23 protein-coding genes and 1 tRNA gene are annotated in these 26854 nt (G+C 36.9%); 9 read left to right on the forward strand and 15 right to left on the reverse strand.

Features of this window, described 5'->3' with window-relative positions; all coding sequences use genetic code 11:
- Positions 1-37 precede the first annotated feature (37 nt).
- The 4 genes from CNR22_20025 to CNR22_20040 form a co-directional block, all read right to left on the reverse strand.
- On the reverse strand, positions 38-1273 hold the full coding sequence (locus tag CNR22_20025; protein ID PBQ33967.1) for a hypothetical protein: 1236 nt from the start codon (positions 1271-1273) through the stop codon (positions 38-40).
- Positions 1274-1315: 42 nt separating this feature from the next.
- Positions 1316-2107, reverse strand: a complete 792-nt coding sequence (locus tag CNR22_20030) for a hypothetical protein (GenBank protein ID PBQ33968.1) — start codon at positions 2105-2107, stop codon at positions 1316-1318.
- 22 nt (positions 2108-2129) lie between these two features.
- Positions 2130-3461 (reverse strand): RIP metalloprotease RseP, encoded by a 1332-nt coding sequence (rseP, locus tag CNR22_20035; protein ID PBQ33969.1) that lies wholly within the window; start codon positions 3459-3461, stop codon positions 2130-2132.
- A gap of 109 nt (positions 3462-3570) precedes the next feature.
- Positions 3571-4731, reverse strand: a complete 1161-nt coding sequence (locus CNR22_20040) for a 1-deoxy-D-xylulose-5-phosphate reductoisomerase (protein PBQ33970.1) — start codon at positions 4729-4731, stop codon at positions 3571-3573.
- A gap of 336 nt (positions 4732-5067) precedes the next feature.
- Between CNR22_20040 and CNR22_20045 the strand changes: the two genes are divergently transcribed.
- Positions 5068-7509, forward strand: a complete 2442-nt coding sequence (locus CNR22_20045; GenBank protein PBQ33971.1) for a TonB-dependent receptor — start codon at positions 5068-5070, stop codon at positions 7507-7509.
- Positions 7510-7859: 350 nt separating this feature from the next.
- Here the strand turns inward: CNR22_20045 and CNR22_20050 are convergent, their stop codons facing one another.
- Positions 7860-8195, reverse strand: coding sequence for a hypothetical protein (locus CNR22_20050; GenBank protein ID PBQ34961.1), 336 nt, complete (start codon positions 8193-8195; stop codon positions 7860-7862).
- Between the two features lie 870 nt (positions 8196-9065).
- On the opposite strand from CNR22_20050, the gene CNR22_20055 reads away from it, so the two are divergent.
- Positions 9066-9142, forward strand: a tRNA-Met gene (locus tag CNR22_20055).
- Positions 9143-9301: 159 nt separating this feature from the next.
- On the opposite strand, the gene CNR22_20060 is transcribed toward CNR22_20055, so the two are convergent.
- Positions 9302-9937: a hypothetical protein gene (locus CNR22_20060; protein PBQ33972.1), complete on the reverse strand. Its 636-nt coding sequence runs from the start codon at positions 9935-9937 to the stop codon at positions 9302-9304.
- A gap of 172 nt (positions 9938-10109) precedes the next feature.
- Between CNR22_20060 and CNR22_20065 the strand changes: the two genes are divergently transcribed.
- A complete protein-coding gene (locus CNR22_20065; protein PBQ33973.1) occupies positions 10110-12161 on the forward strand; it encodes a hypothetical protein in 2052 nt (683 codons plus the stop codon).
- A 7-nt stretch (positions 12162-12168) separates the two neighbouring features.
- Positions 12169-13434 (forward strand): dihydroorotase, encoded by a 1266-nt coding sequence (locus CNR22_20070; GenBank protein PBQ33974.1) that lies wholly within the window; start codon positions 12169-12171, stop codon positions 13432-13434.
- A gap of 1 nt (position 13435) precedes the next feature.
- On the opposite strand, the gene CNR22_20075 is transcribed toward CNR22_20070, so the two are convergent.
- From CNR22_20075 to CNR22_20105, 7 genes are all read right to left on the reverse strand, one after another.
- Positions 13436-14989: a hypothetical protein gene (locus CNR22_20075; protein PBQ33975.1), complete on the reverse strand. Its 1554-nt coding sequence runs from the start codon at positions 14987-14989 to the stop codon at positions 13436-13438.
- A 20-nt stretch (positions 14990-15009) separates the two neighbouring features.
- The gene (locus tag CNR22_20080) at positions 15010-15417 is read right to left on the reverse strand and encodes a hypothetical protein (protein PBQ33976.1); all 408 of its coding nucleotides are present in this window, start codon (positions 15415-15417) and stop codon (positions 15010-15012) included.
- The gene (locus CNR22_20085; protein PBQ33977.1) at positions 15410-15997 is read right to left on the reverse strand and encodes a dephospho-CoA kinase; all 588 of its coding nucleotides are present in this window, start codon (positions 15995-15997) and stop codon (positions 15410-15412) included. Before CNR22_20085 ends, CNR22_20080 begins: the two co-directional genes overlap by 8 nt.
- Entirely contained in the window at positions 15997-16959 is a 963-nt protein-coding gene (locus CNR22_20090; protein ID PBQ33978.1) for a hypothetical protein, read from the reverse strand. The genes CNR22_20085 and CNR22_20090 overlap by 1 nt, the downstream gene beginning before the upstream one ends.
- A gap of 5 nt (positions 16960-16964) precedes the next feature.
- Positions 16965-17297 carry a preprotein translocase subunit YajC gene (gene yajC / locus CNR22_20095; GenBank protein ID PBQ33979.1) on the reverse strand — a complete coding sequence of 111 codons (333 nt, stop codon included), beginning with the start codon at positions 17295-17297 and terminating at the stop codon, positions 16965-16967.
- Between the two features lie 27 nt (positions 17298-17324).
- The gene (locus CNR22_20100) at positions 17325-17777 is read right to left on the reverse strand and encodes a hypothetical protein (protein ID PBQ33980.1); all 453 of its coding nucleotides are present in this window, start codon (positions 17775-17777) and stop codon (positions 17325-17327) included.
- Positions 17778-17872: 95 nt separating this feature from the next.
- Complete coding sequence (locus CNR22_20105; protein PBQ33981.1) at positions 17873-18790, reverse strand: hypothetical protein; 918 nt, start codon at positions 18788-18790, stop codon at positions 17873-17875.
- A 130-nt stretch (positions 18791-18920) separates the two neighbouring features.
- Between CNR22_20105 and CNR22_20110 the strand changes: the two genes are divergently transcribed.
- The 5 genes from CNR22_20110 (at position 18921) to CNR22_20130 (ending at position 24889) form a co-directional block, all read left to right on the forward strand.
- Positions 18921-19871 carry a nitronate monooxygenase gene (locus tag CNR22_20110; GenBank protein ID PBQ33982.1) on the forward strand — a complete coding sequence of 317 codons (951 nt, stop codon included), beginning with the start codon at positions 18921-18923 and terminating at the stop codon, positions 19869-19871.
- A gap of 67 nt (positions 19872-19938) precedes the next feature.
- Positions 19939-21177 (forward strand): peptidase M16, encoded by a 1239-nt coding sequence (locus tag CNR22_20115; protein ID PBQ33983.1) that lies wholly within the window; start codon positions 19939-19941, stop codon positions 21175-21177.
- Positions 21174-21779 (forward strand): hypothetical protein, encoded by a 606-nt coding sequence (locus CNR22_20120; GenBank protein PBQ33984.1) that lies wholly within the window; start codon positions 21174-21176, stop codon positions 21777-21779. Before CNR22_20115 ends, CNR22_20120 begins: the two co-directional genes overlap by 4 nt.
- Position 21780: 1 nt before the next feature.
- Positions 21781-23601 carry a hypothetical protein gene (locus CNR22_20125; GenBank protein ID PBQ33985.1) on the forward strand — a complete coding sequence of 607 codons (1821 nt, stop codon included), beginning with the start codon at positions 21781-21783 and terminating at the stop codon, positions 23599-23601.
- Positions 23602-23605: 4 nt separating this feature from the next.
- Positions 23606-24889 carry a peptidase M16 gene (locus tag CNR22_20130; GenBank protein PBQ33986.1) on the forward strand — a complete coding sequence of 428 codons (1284 nt, stop codon included), beginning with the start codon at positions 23606-23608 and terminating at the stop codon, positions 24887-24889.
- Between the two features lie 467 nt (positions 24890-25356).
- Here the strand turns inward: CNR22_20130 and CNR22_20135 are convergent, their stop codons facing one another.
- Positions 25357-25608 (reverse strand): hypothetical protein, encoded by a 252-nt coding sequence (locus CNR22_20135; GenBank protein ID PBQ33987.1) that lies wholly within the window; start codon positions 25606-25608, stop codon positions 25357-25359.
- An 88-nt stretch (positions 25609-25696) separates the two neighbouring features.
- Positions 25697-26779, reverse strand: coding sequence for a hypothetical protein (locus tag CNR22_20140; protein PBQ33988.1), 1083 nt, complete (start codon positions 26777-26779; stop codon positions 25697-25699).
- Positions 26780-26854 lie beyond the last annotated feature (75 nt).

The following is a 26854-nucleotide window of genomic DNA, read 5'->3' on the forward strand; positions in this document are numbered from 1 at the left end:
TCATAAAATTAAAAGCACCTATGGGGAAGGGAATTTATTACTGAATTTTCTTCCCCATGTCTTTTAATAAGAATACTGAAAAGAAAATAATACTTGCTGCACCCAAAACAAGACACAAGCACAAAAAAGTTTTTGTTTCAAAAAAGGGTGGTTCAGCAACAACTACAATTGGCTCTGGCGCGATCTCTTTTAAATTTAAGAGCAAATCGGGCAGGAGTTGTGGAAGGGTTGATTCGAAAAAATCGGAATCATAGTTTGGGGCTCGTAGTTTTTGATTTCCACATTTCAAAGTATATCTATTTAAAGAGTCGAGGTAACACACCAAATAGCTTGCAAACTGCTGACAGCTGATACTTTCGATGGGCAGAGGAGCAAGATCTTTATTTTCAATCTCAAGGAAAATTTCTTTTTCATTTATAGCTGGTACATTCACAATCAAAGATTGGTTCGACGAGAGATCAAATTCGAAAAGGTTATCTCTGTAGTGAATTGTTTTGTGTTTTTGCTGCTCTGTTTTATTGGTGTAAACTGTTACGTGACGAACGAAAGCGCTCGTGTCTTTCATTCTAAAGGTTAGCCGGTCTATTTGCTGGTTTTTTTCAAAAGAAAGTCTAACAACGGTTAGTTTCTTTGCAGGCTCTTCCATAAACATACTTCTGAATTTAAGTGGAAAGGTCTCGCCAGCCAATAAAGAGTTTTTAAAGTTTCCTAAAGAAATTATGTTCAAGGAATCTGTGTCAGGACCTTCCAGCTTGATGCGGTAAAAACGGTAGTCAGATGGCGCAAAATAAACACAGCGATATAAAGAATCGTAACTGGCTAAATAAATTGTGTTTAATGCCTGAGAGTTGCCAACACTTAGCCATTGCAGAGAGTCAATGCTCCCTTCTACAGAACAATAGGTGTAAGAACCCGGCGACGAGGTTTTAAAAGCAAGATTTGTCAGTTCTTCATCGGCAGCAATTTTTACAAGCAGTTCAGTGCAGTTTTGAAAATGCTTTTCAGAAAGAATTTTAAAAGGCGTAAAATTTTCTTTTTCCTTAAACGGACCTTCACTTAAATAGTAATAGGGAACTTCATGATTTGCGGAGTCGAAAAGACGTACATCGCGCAGATCTCTGGTCATGTGCGTTTTTACTTCCGGATTCAAAGGAATTTTATAATAACTCGTGCGTTTGATCCCCTTTAACTCACCTTCATGCGAAAAATTTTGAGACCTGCTAAAAGTTCCGCAAAAAATAAAAAGTGCTATGTAGAAATAGTTTGTAAGCATACAGCATTTGTTTAGAAACCTTTATTGAAAACGGAAATGCGTTTACCGCGCTGGTCCGGCTTCCAGACCTTTATTTACACGTTGTACCAGGATAGCTGCGATTTTTGAAAAGTGCTTATCAATAATTTTTTTTGGATTGTTTAAAGCAGGATCAAACTCTTCCTCTACAATTCCTGAATTTATTTCTTTAGCATCGAACGTGTAAACCGTGTAATGCACAACGATTTTTCGGTTTGGATTTCCTGCACCCATTTCATTAGGGTCTTTTGATCCGCTGGCAAGAATGTCCAACTGATTTATAAAAATAAAAATATCTGTCTTGTATTTTCCGTATAGCAGAGGCACAACTTTGGGACTTGTTAAGCGGGCTTCCATGTAACGCTTGTCACTATTGGTTTCTACAATTACCTGGCCCTTCTCAATTTTCCTTTCTTCTTTTTCTCTTTTTGGGGCTTTGTAATTAGCCTGGTCCGGAACCTTTAGATACTCGTAACTAAGGTATTGATAAACGCCATCAAGTTCTTTTTTGTACTTAACGGTGTCTTCCATCAAATCTACCACTGTGTATTTGGCCGCTTTAAAAGCCCTGTACATTTGGTCATTTAATCCGTCACGAAATTTGTAACGGATTTCTCTAGACGAAAGTTTTGTTTCGGCATGTATGAACCGATCCACTTCACCCATATAAAGTTTGGGTTCAAAAGGAATCAACATCACTTTATGGGCGGTTGCAGTTTCTTTTTCGACAGGTTTTTTTTGACTGCGAGTTGTATTCTGAGCCTTTATCAGGATAGAAAAAAATAGAAAAACAGTTATGTAAAAATTGATTTTCATTTTTAAATCCTCTCGGGATTTTCTAGTTGCGTAACCAGTCGGTATTTGCGTAAATCATAAGACCGAGTACTATGAATAAACCAACGTTATTAGCGTAATAAATTATCTGATCAGAAACTTTTTTACCAGTGATCATTTCCCATAAAATGAACATAATGTAACCGCCGTCTAACATAGGAATTGGTAAAAAATTCATAAAGGCCAGTGCCAATGATAAAAACCCTGTAAACATCCAGAATTGTTGCCAGTCCCAGGTAGAATTCATTTGTTGAACCATTGTATAAAATCCACCAACTTGTTGATGCGCGTCTTTCACTGTAAATAGTACAACAAATTGTTTCGCCTGCATCACAATCAGTTCCATACCATCTTTTAACCCCTGCACGAAGGCTTGGCCGATGTTGAAGCTTTGTTCTTCCATTTTTACCTTTTCTATTGCAGTCTGAAAAAATCCAGGTGTTCCAATATCACTAATCATGCAGGAAGTGGTCACTGTATCTTTGCCGCGTAATAAAGTAAAATCTACTTTTTTATTTCTATTAGCGTCCATCATGCTTCTGTATTCGTCATAATAGATTATTTTTTGACCGTTCACTGCAAGAATGCGATCTCCTTTTTTTATATCCGCGTTGGCGGCAAAACTTGTTGCATCAACAGAGTCTATCTTAGCTGCAAAACGAGGCTGAACAAAGTTAGACTTCTTCATCCGTTTCAAAATTTTTCCTCTATCGTCGTTATTTACCGGGACAGAAAATTTTTCACCGTTTGCGTGCACACCTTCGATGCTGCTTACGCCATTCATAATTAATTCTACAGGAATACGATTTATCGAGCGTACAGGCCTGCCATCCAGTGAAGTAATAAAATCGCCATTTCTTAATCCCAGGTTATAAGCAGAGCTATCCACCATTAATCCATGAGTTATGTTTGTAATAGGTAGAGTTTCTTTTCCGTAAGCCAGTAAAGCCATCCAGAAAATGAATACCCCCAAAATAAGATTTACAAGAATTCCACCCATCATTACAAGAAGACGTTGCCACGCCGGCTTGCTGCGTAATTCCCAGGGTTGTGGCGGCGCATCAATTAAAGTTTTATCCATTTGCTCATCAACCATACCGGCAATCTGAACATATCCGCCAAATGGAAACCAGCCCAAACCATATTCCGTATCACCGATTTTCTTTTTCCAGATCGCAAAATTCATTACCGAAGCGAAAGGAAATAAGAAATCAAAAAATAAGTAAAATTTATCAACGCGGCATTTAAAACGTTTAGCGAACCAAAAGTGTCCGAATTCGTGAAGCGTTACTAAAATGGTTAGACTTAGAAAAAGCTGGGCTATTTTTATGAACATAGTGAGACTTAGTTGTGTGTTAGTGTTGTAGCTTACAATTCTCTACAAGCAGCGTAAAATTAATGTTTTTTGACTGATTTAATAAGATTTTGTTGGCTTTTAAAGAATATTATGATTTGCAATAGTGTACCGCTATTTCCCTGGTTTCCTTGTCGGTGGCAATAAATGCAGCGTAATCAGGTGACTTTATAAAGGCTGTTTTTTCGAGAACTTTCTCTATGATATCACTCATTTGTAAAAATCCTATCTTGTCTTCAAGAAAGGCCTGTACCGCAATTTCGTTCGCTGCATTCAAAGCGCAAGGTACATTTCCTCCTTTTTTCATAGCTTCATACGCCAGTCCAAGATTAGGAAACACGCTCATATCTGCTTTTTCAAATGTAAGTGTGGGATAGTTTAAAAAGTTGAACCGTGGAAAATTATTTTTTATCCTCTGAGGATAAGTCATAGCGTATTGTATAGGGAGCTTCATATCAGGCAAACCCATTTGTGCTTTTAAACTTCCATCTTCAAACTGAACCAAACTGTGCACGATGCTTTGAGGATGAACAATAACATCTATTTGTTCTGGCTTTAAATTAAAAAGCCACTTTGCTTCAATAACTTCCAGACCCTTGTTCATAAGGCTTGCAGAGTCAATGGTGATTTTTGCACCCATTACCCAGTTGGGATGTTTTAAGGCCTGCTCTTTTTTTACAGACGATAAAAAGTTTTTGTCTTTACCTCTAAATGGCCCCCCACTGGCCGTTAAATAGATTTTCTCTACTTTATTTTCCCACTCACCGGCAAGACATTGGAAGATGGCCGAGTGCTCACTGTCTACCGGATAAATATTCACCGCATTCTCAAGTGCAAGTTTTGTTACCAGTTCTCCAGCAACAACCATGGTCTCTTTATTAGCAAGTGCAATATTTTTTTTATGCTTAATGGCATTGATTGTACTTGCCAAACCTGCGTAACCCACAATACTTGCCAGCACAAGATCAATCGTGTCCATCTCTACAATTTGTTCAACGGCCTTCGCTCCTGCAAAAACTTTGATGTCGTGCGGAACTAACGCGGCTTTTACTTCTGCGTATTTTGATTCATCGGCAATTACAACGGCATTTGGATTAAATTCCAATGCTTGTTTAATTAGTAATTCCGAGTTTGAATTGGCAACCAGAACTTCTGCTTCAAAAAGATCGGGATGTTCTTTAATTACTTCTAATGCTTGGGTGCCAATACTTCCTGTGCTTCCAATAACGGCAATGCGTTTTTTCTCTTCCATGTGCTGCAAAACTCCGAATAATTTCGGTGTCGCAAAATTATTTTTTGCACAATCCATTTACACAACGTAATTTCGCCCCGTCTTAAGGGGTGCTTGATCAGGTTCAAGTTCGAAGTTTTTGGTTTGTAATTTCAAACAAAAAATGAGGAACAAGAAACTAACCAGGCTGAGATTAAACCCGTTAACAGTAAAATGACCAACATTTACTGTTAAACACCTGATCACGGTAATTCGTGCGGAGGGAAAACTAATTAAAAGTTGACACACCCCTGTGTCAATGTATTAATTAACTGGTTAAGCAGGAGCAAATACTCCGCTTGCCTAAAACACAAAAAAATGAACCACAAAAAAATTGCAAAAACTTTTTTTGCAACCGCATTGGCTTACTCCATGAGTTCGCATGCACAATCTGTTCTTTCAGGGCAAGTAAAATCAACAAGCGGAGAGCCCGTTCCCTTTGCCGTTGTTGGAATTAAAAACACGCAGTTGGCTTCTACGGCTAATTCAGATGGCAGTTTTAGTTTTAAAAATCTTAAGAACGATGTCTACATCCTTACAACAAGAAGCGTGGGTTTTCTTGAAAAAACGGATACGATCACACTTACAGGCGACTTTTCTTTTAGTCCCGTGCTTGTAGAATCGAACAAGCAACTCGATGTGGTAGTAGTGAATGCCACGCGGGTGGATAAGAACAACGGAATGGCCTACAGCAATGTGGATGCAGAGACTTTAAAAAAGCAAAACCTTGGGCAAGACGCTCCTTACATGCTAAATCAGCTGCCTGGAGTTGTTGTAAACTCAGATGCAGGTAATGGTGTTGGATATACGGGACTTAGAATTCGTGGTTCGGATGCAACGCGTATTAATGTTACCATAAATGGTGTTCCAGTAAATGATGCAGAGTCGCAGGGAACTTTTTTTGTAAATATGCCTGATTTTGTTTCCAGTGTCAACAATATCCAGGTGCAGCGTGGAGTAGGGGCCTCAAGCAATGGGGCAGGTGCTTTTGGAGCTAGTATTAATTTTCAGACAAACGACTTAAAAGATAAACCTTATGCAAACGTGATCTCTACAGCGGGCTCTTTCGGAACGTTTAGAAATACGCTTGCTGCTGGAACTGGTTTACTAAACAATAAGTTTACACTCGATGCCAGAGCTTCAAATATTTCCAGCGACGGATACATCGATCGGGCCAAATCAAATTTACAGTCTTATTATATTGCTGCGGGTTATTACGGAAAAAAGTCCGTGCTTAAATTCATAAATTTTTTGGGACAGGAAAAAACCTACCAGGCCTGGAATTATGTTTTGGAAGATTCAATTAAAAACGGAAACCGCACTTATAATTCCTGTGGCGAATATTACGATGCAAATGGTAAAGTGAGATACTATAAGAACGAAACCGATAACTACAAGCAAAATAATTTCCAGTTACATTTTATTCATCAGGTAAATTCAAGAATAAATTTCAATATCACCGGCCATTATACCAAAGGAAAAGGATATTACGAGCAATACAAAGAAGATCGTAATCTCGCTGATTACAACATTGCAAACGTTATTACCCCTAAGCAGGACACGATTTCAAAAACGGATCTCATCCGTCGCTTATGGCTAAATAACGATTTTGCAGGTGGAATTTTTAATTTAAATTATACAGCAAATTCAAGATTAATATTTACCCTTGGCGGCGGTTATAATACGTATTTTGGCATGCACTATGGAAGGGTAATGTGGGCACAGTATGCAAGTGATTCAGAAATTGATCACGAATACTACAAAAACACAGCGAACAAAAATGACGGAAATATTTATCTCAAAACAAATTATAAACCCCTTTCTAATTTAAATGTCTTTGTCGATTTACAAATTAGAAAAGTAGACTACCGGTTTTTAGGATTTAACGATACTATAGCGGGAGCTTCGGAATTGAAAATGCAAAGTCAGGCCTACACGTTTTTTAACCCGAAAATGGGTTTGAGTTATGACCTGAATAAAAATGCAAACCTCTACGCATCTGTTGCAGTTGGTAACAAAGAACCCAATAGAAATGATTTTGTGGAAAGTACCCCCTCAAGCCGTCCAAAACACGAGCAACTAGTAGATCTGGAAGCAGGATTAAAATATAATTTTAAAAAATTATATTTTGCGACCAATTTTTATAACATGCAATATAAAAATCAACTCGTGTTAAACGGGCAGATTAACGACGTGGGGGCATATACAAGAATAAATGTAGACAAAAGTTTTAGAAGAGGTGCTGAGATCGAAGTGAACTACACATTTAACCGATTCGTAAATCTTGGTGGAAACATTGCTCTCTCGCAAAATAAAATTTCGAAGTTTGTAGAATTTATTGATAGCACCGACGCCGACTACACAGTTTACTCGCAATTTAAAAAAGAATATACTAATACGGATATCTCTTTTTCACCAAACGTGGTATCATCTGTTATGTTAGGCCTCAGACCTTTAAAAGGTTTGGAAATATCTCTGATCAATAAATATGTGGGCCAACAATTTTTGGATAACACAACTAATTCGAAGAGAAGTATCAGTGCCTACAATGTTGTAGACATTCGTGTAAACTACACGATCAAAACAAAAGTTATTCCTGAAATTAGTTTCATGCTTTCGGTATACAATGTGCTGAATAAAAACTATGAAACAAATGGCTATACCTATAGTGCTTACACCGATGCTACGCTCTATACAAGCAATTATCTGGCTCCGGCGGCCCCTGTAAATTTTTTGGGTGGTGTAAGTCTGAAATTCTAAAAAAACATTCCTTAAAAATCCCGGCATCACCGGGATTTTTTTTTCACCCTGCAAACATAATTGGGAATTTTATACCTATTCAGAAACTATTCATTACCCGGAATTTGCAATAAATCGTATTTTGCAGGATTAAACTATGAACCTCTGAACGCGAAGTTTAAAACATACTTGAAAAAGATAGGACTACTAGGATTTGTATTTTTCCTTTTGAAAGGCATTGCCTGGCTTTTTATTTTTTATTTTGTAAAAAGTAAACTTTGAATTTACCTTATAAATGGTTAGCAGATAAATTATCAAAAAAAAAGTCCCGGAAAATAATTTCCAGGACTTTTTTATAGATTGCACTGCGATTAGTAAATCGAGCCGATCACCTGCATTAACTTTTCAATCTGGCTGTGCCATAAAAGTTTAGAAGATTCTCTGTCGCTAACTGAATCCGCAAAATCAGTAATAATTAAAGAAATATCATTTGTAAGATCATCACGTTGAATTTTAAACTCAAAATAACTTCCATCGGTCTTATCTACCCATTGGAAACGAACCAATTGCAAATCTATTGTTTTAAGTAAACGTGCTTGCTGCAATTGATCTTCCCAGATAAAAGTATAAATGCCATTACGAATATTTAAATCATCGCAAAACCATTCAGAAAGTCCACTTGGTGTCGACAAGAATTCATATAACATCTCCGCAGAGGAATGTACAACAAATTCTAATTCAAATTTTCCATTTGGTTCTTTCTCTGGTTTTATTGCATAAGAATCTGTTTTTTTAATCGGATTCGTTATAGAGTGAGATATAGAAGCAATTTTCGATGCTGAAATTTCGTGCTTTGCCTTTACAGGTATGGTATTTGTTATGGCTAAAACTTCAGTTGACTTTTTCTCAGCCAATTGTTTTTTAGTAGCGATAGCTGTTGCAACTTCTGCTTTTCTTAATTTTTCATCGGCCGCAGCACCTTCCTTCTTTGCAACTGGCGCACTAATTGACGGGGTTTTCCCTGATGTTGCAGCGCTTGTTCCGTTAACTTTCGCGGCTGTTTTCTTAACCGGTAATGTAGGTTCTTTACTACCTGACTTTGAAGGTTTCGTAACAGCAATCACTCCTTTGGGGGATGCTTTTTTGCTCTCAACTTTCTTAACCACCGCTTTTTTTGATCCTTTAGAGCTATGGTCAGCTTTTTTTGCAATTTCTTTAGGCTTATTAGTTTTAACAGCAGCTTTGGGTTTTGATGCTTTTACCGGAGTACTTTTTGTAGGTTTAGCAGCCTTAACACCTGTTTTTTTAACAACTGGTTTCGCTTTTTTTGCATTTATAGGCTTAGAAGTTTTAGCAGCATTTTTAGTCGGAGCAGGTTTGGTCGAACCTTTTTTCAAAGCCTTTTTATCCGCGGTCTTTTTTCCAGCGTTTTTTGACTTTTCTTTATCCTTTTTCTTTTTCGACATACTGTAAAATTTTGTGAAATATATAGAAAAATTCCTACAAAGCAAATTAAAAGCTTAAAATAAATGTTTTGGCGATTATGCACGAATGTTTTATATTTGCAGCCCGAAAACGGCGGGATAGCTCAGATGGTTAGAGCGCAGGATTCATAACCCTGAGGTCTCGAGTTCAACTCTCGATTCCGCTACAATAAACCCTTGAAGATTAGATCTTTAAGGGTTTTTTTTATGTGATTTATGCCTGAAATTGGCAGCTACACTAAATGTCTTTTGAAAGCGATAAAAGCAAAAAAACTCATTAAATACCTTTAAATGAGTTAGTTATAAGTTAATTTCTTCGAAAAGGAATTTTAGATCAGCTCGGCTATTTTAACTTTTGATTCCGCACTTACAAGAATGTTGTTGCGGTTAATCCAGTCATTAATGCCTTGTGCGAAATTTTCACGGTACCGAATATGCTCTAATTTTATAGCGACAGTTTTACGGTTCTTTTTTACAAAATAAAAAATATCGTGTCTGAATTCAATGATCATAATTTCCGAAGCAAAAACTTTGGTGAATTTGCTTTCAACAATTAATAGATAGTTAGCGTAAATATTAACGAAACATAGACCCTTTTTATATTTCAAATAAAGAATACTTGCTTCAGTAGCTGCAACAATAATACAAATAGGATAGAACAGTTTCACACTGCTGCGTGAAAAATAAAGTAACAAAGCAAAAGCAACAAAAATGCTGATTTTTAATGAACGAAACATAATGAACTTACTGGTGAAATACGGATAACGCTGCACTGGCAAAGATGCCTTGTAGCTGGCGTTGAGGTACTCGTAACAACTAAGAAATATGTATGCTAAACCCACCAGGCTTTGCACGCCAAGTAGTTCTTTCCAATTTAACCAGGTATAAAAAAAATTAAAGGCCGAAAGAAAAACGATCGCCACTAAAATAAGATTCTTTCCAATGGAAGCCAGTGCAGAGTTCATAATTTTGGTATTAGCTATGTAAATATACAAAAAAAGTACATGCTAAGTAATTATTGTAAAATTGAACAGATCTTCCTCTAACGTAGTAACTACGTGCCCCTGGCGAAATCTTTCTTAAATTATCCTAAAGGGTGTTTGTGCAACCGCGATCAAATTAGTATTTTTATGATCTATGACGTTTGTTTCTCCCTTGTTTTTGTGGGCTTTAGCGGCAATCGCTGTACCTGTTATCATTCATTTATTTAATTTCAGAAAATACAAAGTTGTTTATTTCAGCAATGTTAAATTTTTAAAGGAACTTCAGCAGGAAAGTAAATCTAAATCGCGTTTAAAGGAACTTCTTATACTTGCTGCACGCTGCCTGGCAATCGCCTGTTTGGTATTCGCATTTAGTCAACCTGTTATTCCCGATAAAAACAATCCGGTAAAAAACGCCGGAGCAAATGCCATTAGTATTTACATTGATAATTCCTTCAGCATGGAAAATGTAAACAAGCAGGGCCCTTTATTGGAACTTGCTAAAACCCATGCAAAAGAAGTAGTGAATGTTTTTGGCAATGCAGATAAATTTCAAATTATCACAAATGACTTTGAAGGACGGCACCAGCGTTTTCATAGTAAGGAAGATGCACTCAATGTGCTGGAGGAAATTAAAATTTCTTCGGCAATAAGGGATTTGAGTGACGTTTTGAAACGTCAATCGGATTTTCTGAATAATTCCAATCTTATAAATAAAAAGATTTATGTTTTTTCGGATGCGCAAAGCTCAACGTTTAATCTCGCTAAAATTCAACCGGATACTTCTATTTTAACGACGCTGGTTCCTCTGGTAGCCAACCAGGTAAACAACGTCTTTTTAGATACTTGTTGGTTTGAATCGCCGCTGCAACAAAAAGGATTTATTCAAAAACTCCATGCAAAAGTGGTTAATAACGGAAATACGACCATACATGTTTCGTCAGCCAAATTATTTTTGAATAAACAGCAAATTGCTATTGCTACTTTTTCTTTAGAACCCAATTCTCAAACCGAAATTAAATTTACCTTCGAGTGTAAACAAAGCGGACTAAATTACGGCTCCATCAAAATTGAGGATTATCCGGTAACTTTCGACGACGAATTGTTTTTTGCCTTCAACTCTAAAGTAAATATTGCGGTAAGCCTCATCAATGGCCGGGAGCAAAACCCCGTTAATTCCTTTTCATCACTTTTTAAAAATGATAGTCTCTTCAACTTTACTTCTTTTTCCGAGCAGACTATCGATTATACTGCTTTTAAAACAAGCGATGTTATTATTCTCAATCAATTGGCAGAACTCAGCAGCGGTCTGGTTTCAGAGCTGGTAAAATTTTCAAATAAAGGTGGAGCTCTTGTTTTAATTCCTTCGCAAAAATCAACTATAGCCTCTTACAATCTTGCCCTTAGTTCATTGAAACTGCCTGCACTTGTTGCTTTAGATAGCAGTACTGTAAAAACAGATAAGATTGAATTAGCTTCTAAATTTTACGATGGGGTTTTTGAAAAAAATGAAGATCGTCTGAATTTACCCGTAGTTACAAAACATTATTCGCTGGCTAAAACAAGTCGCAGCGATTTTGAGCCCATCTTGTCTTTACAAAACAACGAGGTGTTTTTAGGAAGAGCAAGATTTGGAAACGCAGTCCTTTATTTGTTTTCAGCACCGCTCAACGAGTCTTCTACCAATTTTAATAAACACGCTTTATTTGTGCCTACCTTTTACCAGGTTTGTTTCAACAGTTTAAAATCGGCGCCTTTATTTTATCAAACGAGTTCTAATGTTGTAGTTAATTTAAAAAATGCGGGAAATATGACCGAGCAGCCTCCGCATATTAAAAAGGCAGATAATACGCTCGATGTAATTCCCGAGATGCGCATCATAAATAACGGCGTATTCCTTTATACACAGCGACAAATAGGTACTCCCGGATTTTATGAAGTAAGTCATAAGGGCCAGGTTTTACTACCGATGGCATTTAATTACTCACGTAAAGAATCTGATTTAAAATGTTATTCTGACGACGAACTAACAAAACTTCTTTCAGAAAAAGGGTGGAAGTCGGTGAGCCTTATTAACGATACACAGACCGATATCTCTAAACAAATTTTGCTTGGTGCTGAGGGAAAAAAATTATGGAAATTATTTATAATTTTGACCCTGCTATTTATCGCATTGGAAGTAGCATTATTACGGTTATTAAAATAAAAACGGCATGAATATTTTAATTAAGGACGCAACAATCATCTCAACAAACAGTTCGTTGAATACTAAAGTAATGGATCTTTTGATTGAGGGTGGTGTTATTGTAGAGATAAAAAAGAACATCAATCCCAAAGCAAATGTAAAGGTGATTGAAGAAAAAGGGTTACACGTTTCAGCCGGCTGGATAGATATGCAGACCGTAAGCTGCGATCCGGGATTTGAATTCAAAGAAAATCTTGACACACTTATTAAATGTGCATCATCTGGTGGATTTACCGCAGTATGCGTTCACAATTACAATCAACCCGCACTGCACAATAAAAGTCAGATAGAGTACCTGATAAACAGTACACGAAATAAAGTTGTGGATGTTTTACCTTTTGGAACTATTACAATTGATGGAAAGGGAAAAGACATGGCGGAAATGTATGACATGAAAATGTCAGGGGCCATGGCTTTCAGCGATTACAAAAATCCTATTAAGGATGCAGGGATGGTAATGCGGGCTTTGCAGTATGCCGGAGGTATCGATTCCTTGATTATTACACATTGTAACGATGAAAGTATTTCTCAGGGCGGACAAATGAATGAGGGTGAAACTGCAACTGCTCTTGGTTTAAAAGGCATGCCCGCGCTTGCCGAAGAGTTAATGATTCAGAGAAATCTGTCTATTGCAGAGTATACTGAAGGTAAATTACATATTCCAACCATTAGCACTAAAGGAAGTGCAGAGCTGATTAAGAAAGCCAAAGCCAATGGAGTGAATGTAACTTGCGGAGTAGCTGCGGTAAATCTCTTTCTCGATGATTCGGCTTTAAAAGAATTTGATACTAACTATAAATTAGATCCACCTTTAAGAACTAAGAAAGATGTGCAGGCTTTACGCAATGCCGTTGAAAGTGGAATTATTGACGTGATTGTAAGCGATCATTTACCACAGGACATAGAGAGTAAAGAGTTAGAATTTGATCATGCCGATATGGGGATGATAAATCTACAAACCGCGTTTAACTGTGCGCTTGAAGGCCTTAAAGAAAAAGGTATTGAAAGCATCGTTCGTGCCTTCACAACCAATCCAAGGGCAATTTTGGGAATGGATGAAGTAGAAATAAAAGAAGGGAATGAAGCTAATCTTACTCTATTTACGCTAAGCGATCAAACTACCTTGACAGAGCGAACTAATAATTCGCGCTCGCGCAACTCTCCGTTTTTAGGACAAAGTCTTAAAGGAAAAGTTATTGGAATTTTGAATGGAAGTAAAAGTTTCTTTAACTAAATTAATCTTCCTTTTTACCGTTAATTGGTCTTCCGAGTGCTTGTAGAAAATGCGGCAAGGTCTTCTTATTATTTTCAACTAAGAAACACCCGTAAAAGTCAAGGCGTTTAATAGTAAAATTATAAAGGCTGTCATATCCTCTTCTATCGAGGTCATAATCAGCACAAAGTATGACGAACCTTGGTGTAAGGCGTTTCTTCTCTTCCTCAATCCTCCAGGTTCTTCTTTCTCCATGCGTTAACAGAGTGTTGGGAAAGTTTTTATCTATTGCAGGACCACCGAACCCTAATTCTTCTTTGCAGAAAACATCATCCATGATAACGAGATCGTTCACTTTATTTTCTAAACAAACCTTTTTATAATGTTGAGTAATTTCCAGTGTATTTTTAATAGAACCAAGATGCATGAAAATCCACTTTTTGTTATCTGTTTGGTAGGCAATATTTTTTTCAAAAGAAAATAGTTTAAATCCTGTAAATAATAAAGCAAGTGGAATCAAAATATAAAAAAACTTTTGTGAACTAAAAGAAACAGTACTGAGAAAAAGAGAAAGGATTACCGGAATGCCAAGATACATGCGACTATACGAAAAATAGACCCATGTAGAACCATCAGCAACTTTCGAAGAAAAAAAGCTCAGGAGTATAAAAAGTAGGAATAAAGTATAAGCATAAAATACTTTTCTGTTTTGCCTGAAGAATAAAACTCCGCAAATGAACAATGTCAGTAACAGGTAAATGCATTTTTCGTCTTCGAAAAATGTAATATTTGCAAAGCGCTGATCAAGGCTATTAAGAGCTTCTGTAAAATAGTATCCTGAAAATTTATTTTCGAACGGATGCTGAATATAATCAGGGTGTATAGTGTAAAAGTGATTTAGCAAATAGGCAAAAGGTAACACCAATAAAAAACCTGTAGCTACATACAAATAAGCTTTTTTAGATTGAAAATTAATCAGAAAGAGGTAAAAAAATAAGGGAAAGCTAATAAGAAGTGAGTTTGGATTGACAAGATATGCAAGCCCGGCGCAGAAGCTATTTAATAAAAGATAACGAAGCTTCGTAGGATTCTGAATACTTAGGATAAAAGGAGTGGTAAAAAAAATTCCGCTTACAAAACCCCTGGGAATGGCATTCATAATATCATACCCAGTAGGTAGAAATAGTAAAAGTATTAACACCAGTAAGGCCTGTAATTTTTTTTGTAAGTGAAATAAATAAACGGCCATGAATAAAAAAGGCACCAAAGATAAAATATGCGTTACTATAGGCACAGCATAATAAACCGGAACTCCTATTCTTACAAACGGCACAGCCAATAAAGCCTCCAGCAGAGTATTGTAGCTTTGACCATAAAACCTGGGTTCATAAAAAAGTCCCTCTGAAAAATGTCGTGCCCCAAGCCACATAGTGGGTTGATCGGAATCAATATGATCAAGGTTGAGAAATGTAAACAGAAGTACTCTGTTTCCTAAAACGAGGAGGATAAAAAAATAAAAGAAAAAGTCGAGCCAGCGAAGTCTTTTGACAAATGAGGTATGCACTACTGATTCCAATGCCTGAAATTACTAAAAAATCAGAGTTCTTTTTTTAGGCGGTCAAGACGATAATGCGCTTCGAGATCAAATTCGTTATGAGTGAGGTCATCTGTTATAACCTGATATAAGAAGAGCGTTTTCAGTTTTAAAGCTTTATAATGTTCCAGATCTCCAATTTCCTGGTAGTAAGTCATTTTTTCGAATAAAAGATTGGCAAGAATTTTCTTCTGATCGAATTCTAAATGGGAAGAATTAATTTTTTGAGAGAAGGCGTCTAATGAGATATTTTCAAGTTCCAGGATTTCAAAATCGGTAAACTGCTTCACAGCTTCGGCCATTTCTTTTTCAAAAGCATCATAATCATTGAGAAGCTTTTTAGCCAAAAGGCTGGCAAGTACCTTTCCAAACTGCTCAAATTGTCTTTGTATATAATCTTTTCTAAGCATGCTGAAACTTAAGCAGGTCTTTGTAAACAGCAACTACCTGTGGAGTAAGTAACTGCGTTGAAGAATTATAAATGACGTAATCTGCTTTTTTTATTTTTTCTTCCTGTGGCAATTGACTGTCTATTTTTTTTAAAACTTCCTCCCGACTTATTCCGTCGCGTTGCATAACACGTTGAATGCGGGTTTCGTCGTCAGCCACAACAAGAATAATTTTATCCATTTGTTTTTCCAGCTTTGCTTCAAAAAGTAAGGCCGTTTCTTTGATCACGATCTTACCAGGATTTGCGTCCACAAACAAACGTGATTTTTTGATAACGGCAGGATGAATTATGCTGTTAAGAGACTGCAGAAGCTTTGCGTCTGAAAATATTTTGGAGCTAATGTACGCTTTGTTGAGAGTGGTTTCAGACAAATAACTTTCTGCCCCAAGCAGCCCTATCACCTGCTGACGCACCTCCGGATCAAAATAAATTTCTTTAGCCACTACATCACTTTCAAAAGTAAGGCAGCCCATAAGTTCAAAAAGCCTGGCAACTATGCTTTTACCGCTACCAATGCCTCCTGTTAATCCTACAACCATTATTTTTTAAAGATTAAGATTTCTACTTCATGAGGCTCAACGCTCATAATGGTAACATGGCCGGGGTATGTACTGAGCAGCACGGGACATTTTTTACTATCGCGGTTTATTTTCCGACTGTCAATTGTGGCTTTAAACAAGCTGGTATCTTCAGCGTTAAAAGAATTTTGAATAGATGTAAATTTTACTTTAACGGAAGAAGGAAAGATGTTAACCCTTTGCTGAAGAGAGTTATGAATGTCCTGAACAGGTAAGATGAGTGTTTGTTCTACAAGCTTGGCTACTTCAATAAAAATACTGCCTTCACCTGAGCTTGTGTAGATCATAGGATTGGGTTTTAATAGCTCCAATTGTGCATTTACATTTTTACTCAGATTACTGAGAGTGAGCGGTTGGGTATAAATAGTATCGATTTTGCTAATCAAAGCACTGTCGCCCCACATGGTTACAAAAGCCGGATTGATGACAGGTTTTTTATAGCCATAGCCTTCCTGGCATTTGATATAAAGTGGAACTTTAACCGGGACATTTTTTTGAAAACCATTCTTCTCCGAAAAATAAAGTGTGTCAGGACTAATGTGTTTTATTTGAGTCTCAAATTTAAAAATGCTTTTAAAATCAAGATGAGAAGACGAGAGCACATAATTTTGATTCCTGTTAACTGACTTTAAAGTATTGAAGTCAATTTCCAGTTGTTTAAACGGTTTGTTCAACAAAATCAAAGTCAGTTTAAGTCCGCTAGCCTTTACATCCAATAATAGATGTTCCGGAATTTGAAAAAGAGGTTTTTTATTTTGCGGTTGATTTTTAAAAACCACCGGTACCCTTAAAGAGTAGGTGTATACCGTATTCAAAGAATGTACGAGCCATAAGAACGACGCAATGAGTAAACAAATAAAAAAAGCCTTGGCTTTACCAGGCTTTTTTTTATCAGATGAATATTTTGTACCCGGTGTACTCAAGTTTTTTACAGTTTGTTTTCAGCATTTAAACCTGCTGTAGCGTCGTTAGATACTGCGTTTTTAGATATCTTTAATTTTGATCCATCTTCTACTTCCATAATAATGGTAGCATCATCGCGCACTTCAACAATTTTGCCGTAGATACCGCCGATGGTTAAAATTTTATCTCCTTTTTTTAAAGCTTCAATATATTTTTTTTGATCTTTTGCTTTTTTCATCTGAGGGCGGATCATAAAGAAGTAAAATACCACTACGATCGCGATCAAAGGTAAAAAAGACATTATTCCTCCGCCACCTGATCCTGCTTGTGGAGCCATTAAAATTAGTAATTGATTCATTGTTTGTTTTTTATTTTTGATTGATTTTTACTTGGTTTGTTCCGGAACAATAATTTCCGTTTTAATTCTGATCACACGCGTTGCCGGTTCACAATTAGTTATCACAGTAACTGTTTTTTCCTGCATTCCACTTTTTCCTTCACTGCTGAATACTACATTGATCGTGCCTTCTTCCCCAGACTTTATTGGTTCTTTAGGCCACTCAGGAACTGTGCATCCACAACTTCCGCTTGCACCACTAATAATTAAATTACCCTTTCCTGTGTTCTTAAAAGTAAAGGCGTGACTCACTTTTTCACCTTGTGTAATTTTTCCAAAATCGAACACTTCTTCCGTAAATTTTATTTCAGGAAGATCGCCTTTTTCATCACCGTTAGCGCTGGCTGAATTGCTTACAGAATCCGTATCCACACCATCGACATTAGAATTAGTGCACGAAAAAAAAGCTAAAAAAGAGAGAACAATAAATGATTTCTTCATAATGGGCGTAAAGATAAATAGTTTATGATGGAATAAGAAATAAAAAATCCCAATTTAAAAACAATTGGGATCTTTAGTTTCAAAAATATAAAGAATTAGAATTTTGCTCTGATCTTACGCATCTTACGCTTTTTACTGAAGAAGCCGCTGTTTCTGGTTCTGTAGAAACTGCTTTTGCCTCTCAACACATAGCTGTAAGAAAGACCCATAGTTAAATACGCATCTTTATGTTTACTGTCTCCGCGCTTGTAACCGCCAAACTGATGAGACTCAAATGCTCCTGGGTTACTTGCTACCAACTGAGGATCTGTGGTTTGTAATTCTGTAGTTCTTAAAATTAAACCATCCTGATAAGGGTCACCCGTAGCTTCTGGGTAGTTCCCGCTGATGTCATCCAGGTAATCTGTAAACGTTTTTCTATAGTTAATTTCAAAACCAATTCTGCTTTTCTTGTTGAAAGTAAAATAAAAACCAACACCCATAGGAATGTTCATTACGAATTTCCTGTACTGAACGCCTTCTGTAGCTAAAGGTTGTAATGCAACCCAGGAGCCCTTGTAATACGTTTTGGGATTAGAATAAAAACCTCCAACACCAGCAAACACATACGCTCTGAATCCATTTCTGTAACGGTAAGTATTTCCTAAGTCATTGTTCTCATAGAAAAAATACTCTCCTGTTAAACCTACATCATAAATATCATTTCTGAAGTTAAAGTTCCTGAATCTACGGCCAGGGTTGCTAGACAGCTTATCGTCGCCTTCAAGACGAAGATAATCTACAGCCAGTTTTAAAGAAAGTTTTGGTCTCCATTTATAACGCGCAAAGCCGCCGAAATTCCAACGTGTTTTAGCAAGTTTTAAATCGGATACAAAGCCACGGCGGGTTCCAGCGCCTCCACCAATATCGCCAAGATAATTAGCAGCCGACGCATTCACTCCAAAGTCCCATAACCACTGCGATTGCATGGATAATGTGAAAACGGAAAACAAAAGAAGTATATATAGTTTCATTCTTATTAACAAATTTTAAAGCCAGTCTCAAATATAAAAAAAATTAACGGTTTTATAAATAAAATCATCGTTTTTTGGAGCTTTTACATTAAAAAGCGTTAATTTTCTCCAAAATTAGTGAGTTTTGTTTATGAAAAATAACCGCATTTGCGAATTATTTAAAATTGAAAAGCCCATCATTCAGGCAGGTATGATCTGGTGTAGTGGGTGGGAACTGGCGAGTGCTGTGAGCAATGCCGGTGGATTGGGACTTTTAGGAGCCGGAAGTATGTATCCTGAAGTACTTCGAACACACATACAAAAATGCAAATCTGCAACCTCCAAACCCTTTGGTGTAAATGTTCCTCTGCTTTATCCCAATATTGAAGACCATATGAAAGTAATCATCGAAGAGGGGGTGAAGATTGTATTTACTAGCGCGGGAAATCCTAAAACCTGGACAAAAATTCTGAAGGAAAAAGGAATTACTGTAGTGCATGTAGTCAGTGCAGTAAAGTTTGCTCTTAAATGTGAGGAAGCGGGTGTTGATGCTATTGTTGCAGAAGGGTTTGAAGCGGGGGGACATAATGGTCGCGAAGAAAGTACAACACTGGTGCTTATTCCCATAATTCGTAAGGCAGTAAAATTGCCTTTAATTGCAGCCGGAGGTATTGGTTTCGGATCTCAGATGGCTGCCGCTTTTGCACTTGGTGCCGAAGGTGTGCAGGTGGGCAGTCGTTTTGTTGCGACGCCGGAAAGCAGTGGTCACCAGAATTTTAAAGACGCTATTTTAAAAGCAAACGAAGGAGATACACATCTTACTTTAAAACAACTTACACCTGTACGATTAATTAAAAACAAGTTCTTTAACCAAGTGCAACAGGCCGAAATGCGCGGAGCTACCAACGAAGAGCTTACTGATTTGTTAGGAAGAGCGCGTTCTAAAAGAGGAATGTTTGAAGGCGACCTCATTGAAGGCGAACTTGAAATAGGGCAGGTAAGTGCCGGCATTACGGAAATAAAACCCGCGGCCGAAATTGTAAATGAAATTTATTCGGAGTTTCAGAATGTTGTTAAGAATTTAACTAGCCTTAGTGCTTAAGGAATTACGCGCACAGGTTAGAATTTAAGCTATTTAATCTTTAATTTTAAAGTTTCATTATTTCTTTATGATCCAGTTCGACAAATTCAAATTAAAAAATAATCTCACTGTTATAGTTCACCAGGATAAAAGTACCCCTTTAGCCTGCCTCAATATTTTATATGATGTAGGTGCACGTGACGAAGACGAAAGTAAAACGGGTTTTGCGCATCTTTTCGAACATTTAATGTTTGGCGGAAGTGTAAATATTCCTAATTACGATGAGCCTTTGCAGCTGGTAGGTGGAGAAAATAATGCTTTTACTACTAACGATATTACAAATTACTATTGCACTGTTCCTGCCGAGAATATTGAAACTGCGTTTTGGTTGGAGAGTGACCGCATGTTGAGCCTTGCCTTTACCGAAAAGAGCCTTGAAGTACAACGAAGCGTTGTAATTGAAGAATTTAAGCAACGTTACCTGAATCAACCTTATGGTGATGTATGGTTGTTATTACGTCCGCTTGTGTATAAAAATCACCCTTACAAATGGGCAACTATCGGAAAAGAAATTTCGCATATTGAAGACGCTACGATGCAGGATGTAAAATCTTTTTTTAAAAAACACTACAATCCTTCAAATGCCATTATGGTTATTGCCGGCGATGTGGAATTGGAGCAGGTAAAACAGCTTTGCGAAAAATGGTTCGAACCCATTGAAACTACTGAAAAACCAAAACGTAATCTTCCTGAAGAACCGAAGCAGACAGAACCACGCAGATTGACTGTAGAACGCGATGTGCCTGCGAATTCGATCTACAAAGCTTATCATATGTGTTCACGCAAAGATCCAGAATACCACACCATCGATGTGATCTCAGATATTTTAAGCAGGGGAAATTCTTCGCGTCTCTACAAAACTCTCATTAAAGAAAAGCAACTTTTCACAGAGATCAACGCATACGTAATGGGCGATTTTGATAAAGGACTATTCGTGATCAGCGGAAAAACGCCTGATCATGTGAAAATGGAAGATGCTGAAAAGGCCATCTTTGAAGAGCTCGAGAAAATCAAACAGGAATTAGTGGATGTTGACGAACTTCAAAAATGTAAAAATAAAGTTGAATCAAGTGTGACATTTAGCGAGACCGATGTGTTAACCAAAGCAACTAACCTTGCCATTTCAGAGTTGTTAGGTGATGCAGCTCTGATTAACCAGGAGATTGAAAAGTATGCAGCCGTTACACGTGAAGGCATTAAAGAACAAGCGAATCTTGTGCTGGACGAAAATAATTGCAGCACCTTATATTATTTAGCGAAAAAATGACAGAATTTAAAGACTCCTCTTTTTTTAGCGCAGAACATAAACTCGATGCTGTTATCAGCCACGAGCTGGAACAGTTTCACTTACATCAATCGCTACGTTTGAAAGAGTACATTTCTTTAAGGTCGGAATTCTTAAGAAAACAAACTTACGCTCAATTGAGTCTGGATTATTTAAAAGTTTTTGCTCCAAAAATAGCGGTCTTCGCCGGCAGCTTTAATCCTTTTCATAAAGGTCATTACAACGTTTTGCAAAAGGCAGAAAAGATTTTCGACAAAGTCATTATTGCCTTTGGACAAAATCCTGAGAAGGAAGAGAGTATTAAGAATGCCCCCAATTCTATTAAGAACCGGCAACTTGAAAATTATGATGGATTACTTACAGATTTCGTAGGGTCACTCGAACACGAAGTAGTTGTAATACGTGGTCTGCGAAACTCTACCGACTTCAACTATGAACAAAATCAGTACCGGTACATACAGGAGTTAATGCCAGATATTAAGATCGTAAATATTTTTTGTGATAAAGAATTTGAGCACATCAGTTCTTCTGGTATCCGTACATTGCAAAAATATAATAAGCACCAAAATTATCTCTTAGATTAAGATGTCTGTCTTCCCCGAAAAGCATTTTGATAAATTTTACTGGCTCAGTTGTGCTATAGTATTTATACTTGTTGTATTACGTTGTATTTTAGTTCCTTTTTCTCACGATGAAGTAGCAACCTTCAATTTCTACATTCAACCCGGAAACTTCCTTCCCTTTTTATCGCATCCCGATGCAAACGGACATTTTCTTACCAGTGCTACGAGTTGGATTTGTTTTAAACTCGTAGGTTCCTCTCCACAGGCATTGCGCATTCCCGATATCGCTGCTTTTGCTGTTTTATGTTTTGGTGTTTTTAAAATAAATAAACTATTTAGCGGACTCTTTACTAAAATTATTTTTAGTTCCGCATTTATTCTATCCTACAACTTTATCTGTTTTTATTCCCTTTGTCGCGGCTATGGTATCTCAATGGCATTTTTAACCGTAGCGCTTTATTACTTTTTCGTCTATCTGCGTTATGGTGCTTTTAATCACTTCTGGAAATTTATTCTTTTCTCGCAAATTGCATTAAGCGCCAATCTTACCTTGGTTTTTGTGGTAATGGTTACAACAGCATTCGTTGTAATCATGCAGCTTAAAAATAAATTATTAAGCGATGCAAAAACACTGATTATTCTTGTTACGCACGCAGCACTCACAATTTTTTGGATCAAGTATGCGTTTTTTCTTAAAGAAAGCGGTGCTCTTTATTACGGAAGTGGCGAAAGTTATTGGAAGGTTACTTTTGAATCATTGATAGAGACCATCTTCTTTAAAGACAACATGGTAAATATAATCATGGTGGGAATCTTTTTTATCATGCTTATTTACTGGGTTTATAAATGCGCCAAAGAAAAAATGGACTTTGTATTGAACAGTAGCTTTTCTATCTCCTTCCTTACGTTCTGTACATTAATTGTGTTATTTTATCTTTTGAAAAAATTAGTGGGTGTAAATTATCCAGAAGACCGCACCGGCCTTTTTTTCTATGTGTTCTATTGCATCTCATTTGCATTTATGATCAGCGAATTGAAGAAGTATCTGCAGGCTTTTTTACTTGTAATACCATTTGTATACCTGGCGCATTTTGCTTTACATGTAAATTTAAGAGTACATCCATGGCGCGTTTATGAAACTATGCCCGCAGAATTTTTCAGTATTCTTAAGTCAGAACAGGCTACCGCCGATCACCGTATTACTATTGGCGGACACCGCGTGCGTGAGTTCTTTTATGCTTTTTTAAATTACAAGAGCAGCATCAAGTTAAATCACATGACGTCTCCGGAAGCACTTCAGATGAATACAGATTATGCACTTGCTTACAAAGAAGATAAGCCCTGGTACGATCCTTACTATACGGAATTAGCTTCCGAAGACGATTGGGGTTTCCGTCTTTTAAAACGAAAAACAGCCTTGCAAAGACATGTTTTATATGCAACTAAAAATAGTGCTGATTTTACAGGAAACTCAGAATATTACAATGCATACGAAAAACTGGATACCACATTTAATTCGGAAAATCCTTTGGTTGCAGAGTTTAATTTTGATGTGAAACTGGCACCTGAACCACTTAATGCATTTCTTGTTTTGCAAATAGATACAGAGAATGGCGAAAATAGTTTTCTGCGCATTCCTATGAATCTTGTGCGCTACGATTGGAATGGCGCCAATAACTTTACACTTTCTATTACCAGTGGAAACATTCCATTGAAAATTAAACGCATCGTTGCGTATTTGTGGAATATTGATAAAAAACAACTTCATATTAAAATAAACTCTTTCCGTCTTTATCAATTAAAGGGCGATGGTGTTAAAGTAATTTCAAAAGCTAAAATTTAAAGTTATGTTGAACAGAAGCAGTGCTCCCTCTTTTAAAACGATTGATAAAATTGATGTTATCAAAGCAGAACATCAAAAACTAAATAATGGAATAGATCTTTATTCTGTATCTGCCGGAAGCCAGGAAATAGTGAAACTTGAATTTACATTTCGCGCGGGAATGTACCATCAGCCGGCAACCCTGATAGCCTCTACAACCAATGTAATGCTCGAAAGCGGAACAAAATCTTATACTGCAGATCAGTTAAGCGATGGAATCGACTTTTTTGGTTCGTTTCTCGAATTGCAGGTAGAGCAGGATTTTGCAACCATTACTTTGTTCTCTTTAAATAAATACCTGGATGAAAGTCTGAAGTTTATAGAAGATATTATTAAATATCCTGTGTTCCCGGAACATGAATTTAAAGTACACATTACAAATAAAAAACAAAAACACGCCATCAATTCTCAAAAGGTAAGTGTATTGGCGCGTAGAAAATTTTCGGAGTTATTGTTCGGTCCTGAGCATCCTTATGGACGCGATGTATATGAAGCAGATTTTGATAGAATCAGTATAACTGAACTTAAAGATTTTTTTAAGAGCCACTACAATGCCCTCAACTGCACCATTTTTGCGTCTGGAAATCTTCCTTCTACTTTACGGGATACTTTAAACAAGTATTTTGGTAAGGATAAATGGGGTGGCGTGCAGGCCGAACCATCTAAAGCACTGGTTGCATTAGATACTACCAAACAACAAAAACACTTTATTCAGAGAGATGATGCGATTCAATCTGCCATTCGCATTGGAAGGATTTTGTTTAATAAAACACATCCCGATTATTTTAAATTCCAGGTACTGAATACTATTTTGGGAGGTTATTTTGGCTCGCGCCTTATGGCGAATATCCGTGAGGACAAAGGTTATACCTATGGCATTGGTAGTGGTTTAAATAACCTGGTGCACAGTGGTTACTTCTTTATCTCCACAGAAGTGGGAGCAGACGTAACAAAAGCAACCCTGACAGAGATCTATAAAGAAATAGCTTTATTACGCGAAAAACTTGTTGACCCTTCTGAATTAGAGACGGTAAGAAATTACATTCTCGGTAATTTTTTAAGAAGTGTAGACGGACCTTTTTCTCTTTCTGATAAATTTAAATCCATTTGGGAATTCGGTCTTGACTATTCTTTTTTTGACAACTATTTTCACGCCGTAAAAACGGTGACACCAGAAGAACTTAAAGACCTGGCAAACAAATACCTTCAGGAAAAAGACCTGATTGAATGTGTAGTTGGGAAGATGTAAACGCGTTTGGGCAATGGCATGTTACTAATTCCGAAATCCGATCTTGCGCGTTACAGACAAAATAAGGTTGGTGGAATTTGTTTTAATTGTTTTACCGTTTAAATAACTTGCTACCGGGGTTATGTTTCGAAGACCTGCACCGTGCCTTACCTCCAGACCTAAAGCTGTTTTGCTGCCGAATAGAAATGAGCAACCTAATTCACGACTGATACCATAGTCTGTTTTTTTTTATTTTTCCGGATAATAGATGACGTTACCCCGGGGTTGAGTTATCAGAAGGAAATTTGTGTAAATACCAGGATGCAAAACAAACAAAGCAGTGGTCGGAATAATGTCATTATTTTAAATTAAAGTAGAGGTAACTATGGGTGATAAGCTTGTAACTATATAGAAATTATTTGCTTTCCTCTTTAAACAAAAAAGCTCCTGTGATCTTTCACAGGAGCTTTTTTTAATGTTATCAGAAATTATTTTTTTGTTGTTTTTGTGTCGTTTGCTTTTTCAGTAGAGGCTTCTTTTTTGCAGCAGGATTTTCCTTCTTTAGAACATCCTTCTTTTTTTTCGCCAGCACAAGATTTACCTTCTTTAGCGCATTCTTTTTTTGCTTTTTTGTCTTTGTCATCACCAAAGGTGTTGGCAATTGCTGAGCTTCCTAACAATCCTGCGAAAGCAGCCATTAAAAATATTTTTTTCATTTTGTTTTGGTTTACGTGATTCATACAAATATAAAACATTATTTGCCTGGCAGTTGTTAAAAAGAATCAATTAATGTAGCCCATAAGCTTGATATTAATCAGTTTAACTCCATTATTTGAACCAGTCGATGTTATCAAAATATGCCGTTATCGGGTAATGGTCGGTAAATGTTTCATCGCTTCTTTTATATTTACTACAATGCAATCCTTTATCATGCAGAATGTAATCTATCCTGAATTGTGGCCATTTGCCCGCATAAGTTCTTCCAAAGCCCAACCCTTTTTCTACAAAAGAGTCTTGGAGTTTCCGCGCAAGTTGCTGATAAGAGTAGGAGGCAGCCGTTTCGTTAAAGTCACCACACAACACAATCTTATAGGGACATAACTTCATATGCAATACAATCATATCTACTTGCATTGTGCGTTTTAAAAAGGCCCTTTTTAAGCGGCGAAGGATGTTTTTACTGTTAACTACTTCATCCTCTGCATTTTTTTTCTCAGATATCACATCGTCCAGGAATTGGTTATCAGATTTACTGAAACTTATGGATTGCAGATGTACATTGTAAACTCTCAGCGTGTCTTTATTCACCAATATGTCGGAGTATATACAAATGTTATTACTCGTGGTATTAAAAACTATTTTGCCTTTTTTAATGATGGGGTATTTACTAAAGGTAGCAATACCCCAGTGATCAAACTTCCGGAGCGTGGTGGTATACTCACAGTGATAATAAGGTGTATTTAAAATCTGTTTTACGCTGTCAATATTGTTAAAGTCTCCTTTTTCTTCAGAGGTGTAAAATTCCTGCAGACAAAGAATATCTGGTTTAATATCTACCAGACTGTTCATGATTTTAGGACGGGTCTCGTGATTTTTTTTCCAGTTATAGAGATCAAACAACATGCTATTGTAAGAAGTTACTTTAAGTTGCTTGGTTTCTACTTTGGTTCGGGTAACGCTAACCTGCACATATCTTAAAGCAGTAGGAGTGCCAATTACAAAAGCCGCGAGTCCAAACACAAATGCGGGTTTAAATTGCACCATCCAGTAAAGGATGAAGAAAAAATTTAACAGGAATAAAAAAGGAAAAGCGAGTCCGAAAAAAGCGGGTAGCCAGAAAAGTACGGGCGAAATGTATTTGGCAAAAACAGCAATCAGCAGACTCAGAATGATAAGGTAGTGAAGCCACAACACAATTCTGTTAAAAACAGAGAGCTTGCGCTGTTCTCGGGAAATTACCAGGTACCGTAATTCGCGGATAGATAT

The sequence above is a fragment of the Sphingobacteriaceae bacterium genome (assembly GCA_002319075.1).
Classification (GTDB): Bacteria; Bacteroidota; Bacteroidia; order B-17B0; family Aurantibacillaceae; genus Aurantibacillus.

What these genes read in the sequence shown, in the direction of transcription:
- CNR22_20025 (PBQ33967.1), bottom strand. Translation starts at nt 1,273, where the DNA reads ATGCTTACAAACTATTTCTACATAGCACTTTTTATTTTTTGCGGAACT.
- CNR22_20030 (PBQ33968.1), bottom strand. Translation starts at nt 2,107, where the DNA reads ATGAAAATCAATTTTTACATAACTGTTTTTCTATTTTTTTCTATCCTG.
- rseP (PBQ33969.1), bottom strand. Translation starts at nt 3,461, where the DNA reads ATGTTCATAAAAATAGCCCAGCTTTTTCTAAGTCTAACCATTTTAGTA.
- CNR22_20040 (PBQ33970.1), bottom strand. Translation starts at nt 4,731, where the DNA reads ATGGAAGAGAAAAAACGCATTGCCGTTATTGGAAGCACAGGAAGTATT.
- CNR22_20045 (PBQ33971.1), top strand. Translation starts at nt 5,068, where the DNA reads ATGAACCACAAAAAAATTGCAAAAACTTTTTTTGCAACCGCATTGGCT.
- CNR22_20050 (PBQ34961.1), bottom strand. Translation starts at nt 8,195, where the DNA reads ATGTTATATGAATTCTTGTCGACACCAAGTGGACTTTCTGAATGGTTT.
- CNR22_20060 (PBQ33972.1), bottom strand. Translation starts at nt 9,937, where the DNA reads ATGAACTCTGCACTGGCTTCCATTGGAAAGAATCTTATTTTAGTGGCG.
- CNR22_20065 (PBQ33973.1), top strand. Translation starts at nt 10,110, where the DNA reads ATGACGTTTGTTTCTCCCTTGTTTTTGTGGGCTTTAGCGGCAATCGCT.
- CNR22_20070 (PBQ33974.1), top strand. Translation starts at nt 12,169, where the DNA reads ATGAATATTTTAATTAAGGACGCAACAATCATCTCAACAAACAGTTCG.
- CNR22_20080 (PBQ33976.1), bottom strand. Translation starts at nt 15,417, where the DNA reads ATGCTTAGAAAAGATTATATACAAAGACAATTTGAGCAGTTTGGAAAG.
- CNR22_20085 (PBQ33977.1), bottom strand. Translation starts at nt 15,997, where the DNA reads ATGGTTGTAGGATTAACAGGAGGCATTGGTAGCGGTAAAAGCATAGTT.
- yajC (PBQ33979.1), bottom strand. Translation starts at nt 17,297, where the DNA reads ATGAATCAATTACTAATTTTAATGGCTCCACAAGCAGGATCAGGTGGC.
- CNR22_20100 (PBQ33980.1), bottom strand. Translation starts at nt 17,777, where the DNA reads ATGAAGAAATCATTTATTGTTCTCTCTTTTTTAGCTTTTTTTTCGTGC.
- CNR22_20105 (PBQ33981.1), bottom strand. Translation starts at nt 18,790, where the DNA reads ATGAAACTATATATACTTCTTTTGTTTTCCGTTTTCACATTATCCATG.
- CNR22_20110 (PBQ33982.1), top strand. Translation starts at nt 18,921, where the DNA reads ATGAAAAATAACCGCATTTGCGAATTATTTAAAATTGAAAAGCCCATC.
- CNR22_20115 (PBQ33983.1), top strand. Translation starts at nt 19,939, where the DNA reads ATGATCCAGTTCGACAAATTCAAATTAAAAAATAATCTCACTGTTATA.
- CNR22_20120 (PBQ33984.1), top strand. Translation starts at nt 21,174, where the DNA reads ATGACAGAATTTAAAGACTCCTCTTTTTTTAGCGCAGAACATAAACTC.
- CNR22_20125 (PBQ33985.1), top strand. Translation starts at nt 21,781, where the DNA reads ATGTCTGTCTTCCCCGAAAAGCATTTTGATAAATTTTACTGGCTCAGT.
- CNR22_20130 (PBQ33986.1), top strand. Translation starts at nt 23,606, where the DNA reads ATGTTGAACAGAAGCAGTGCTCCCTCTTTTAAAACGATTGATAAAATT.
- CNR22_20135 (PBQ33987.1), bottom strand. Translation starts at nt 25,608, where the DNA reads ATGAATCACGTAAACCAAAACAAAATGAAAAAAATATTTTTAATGGCT.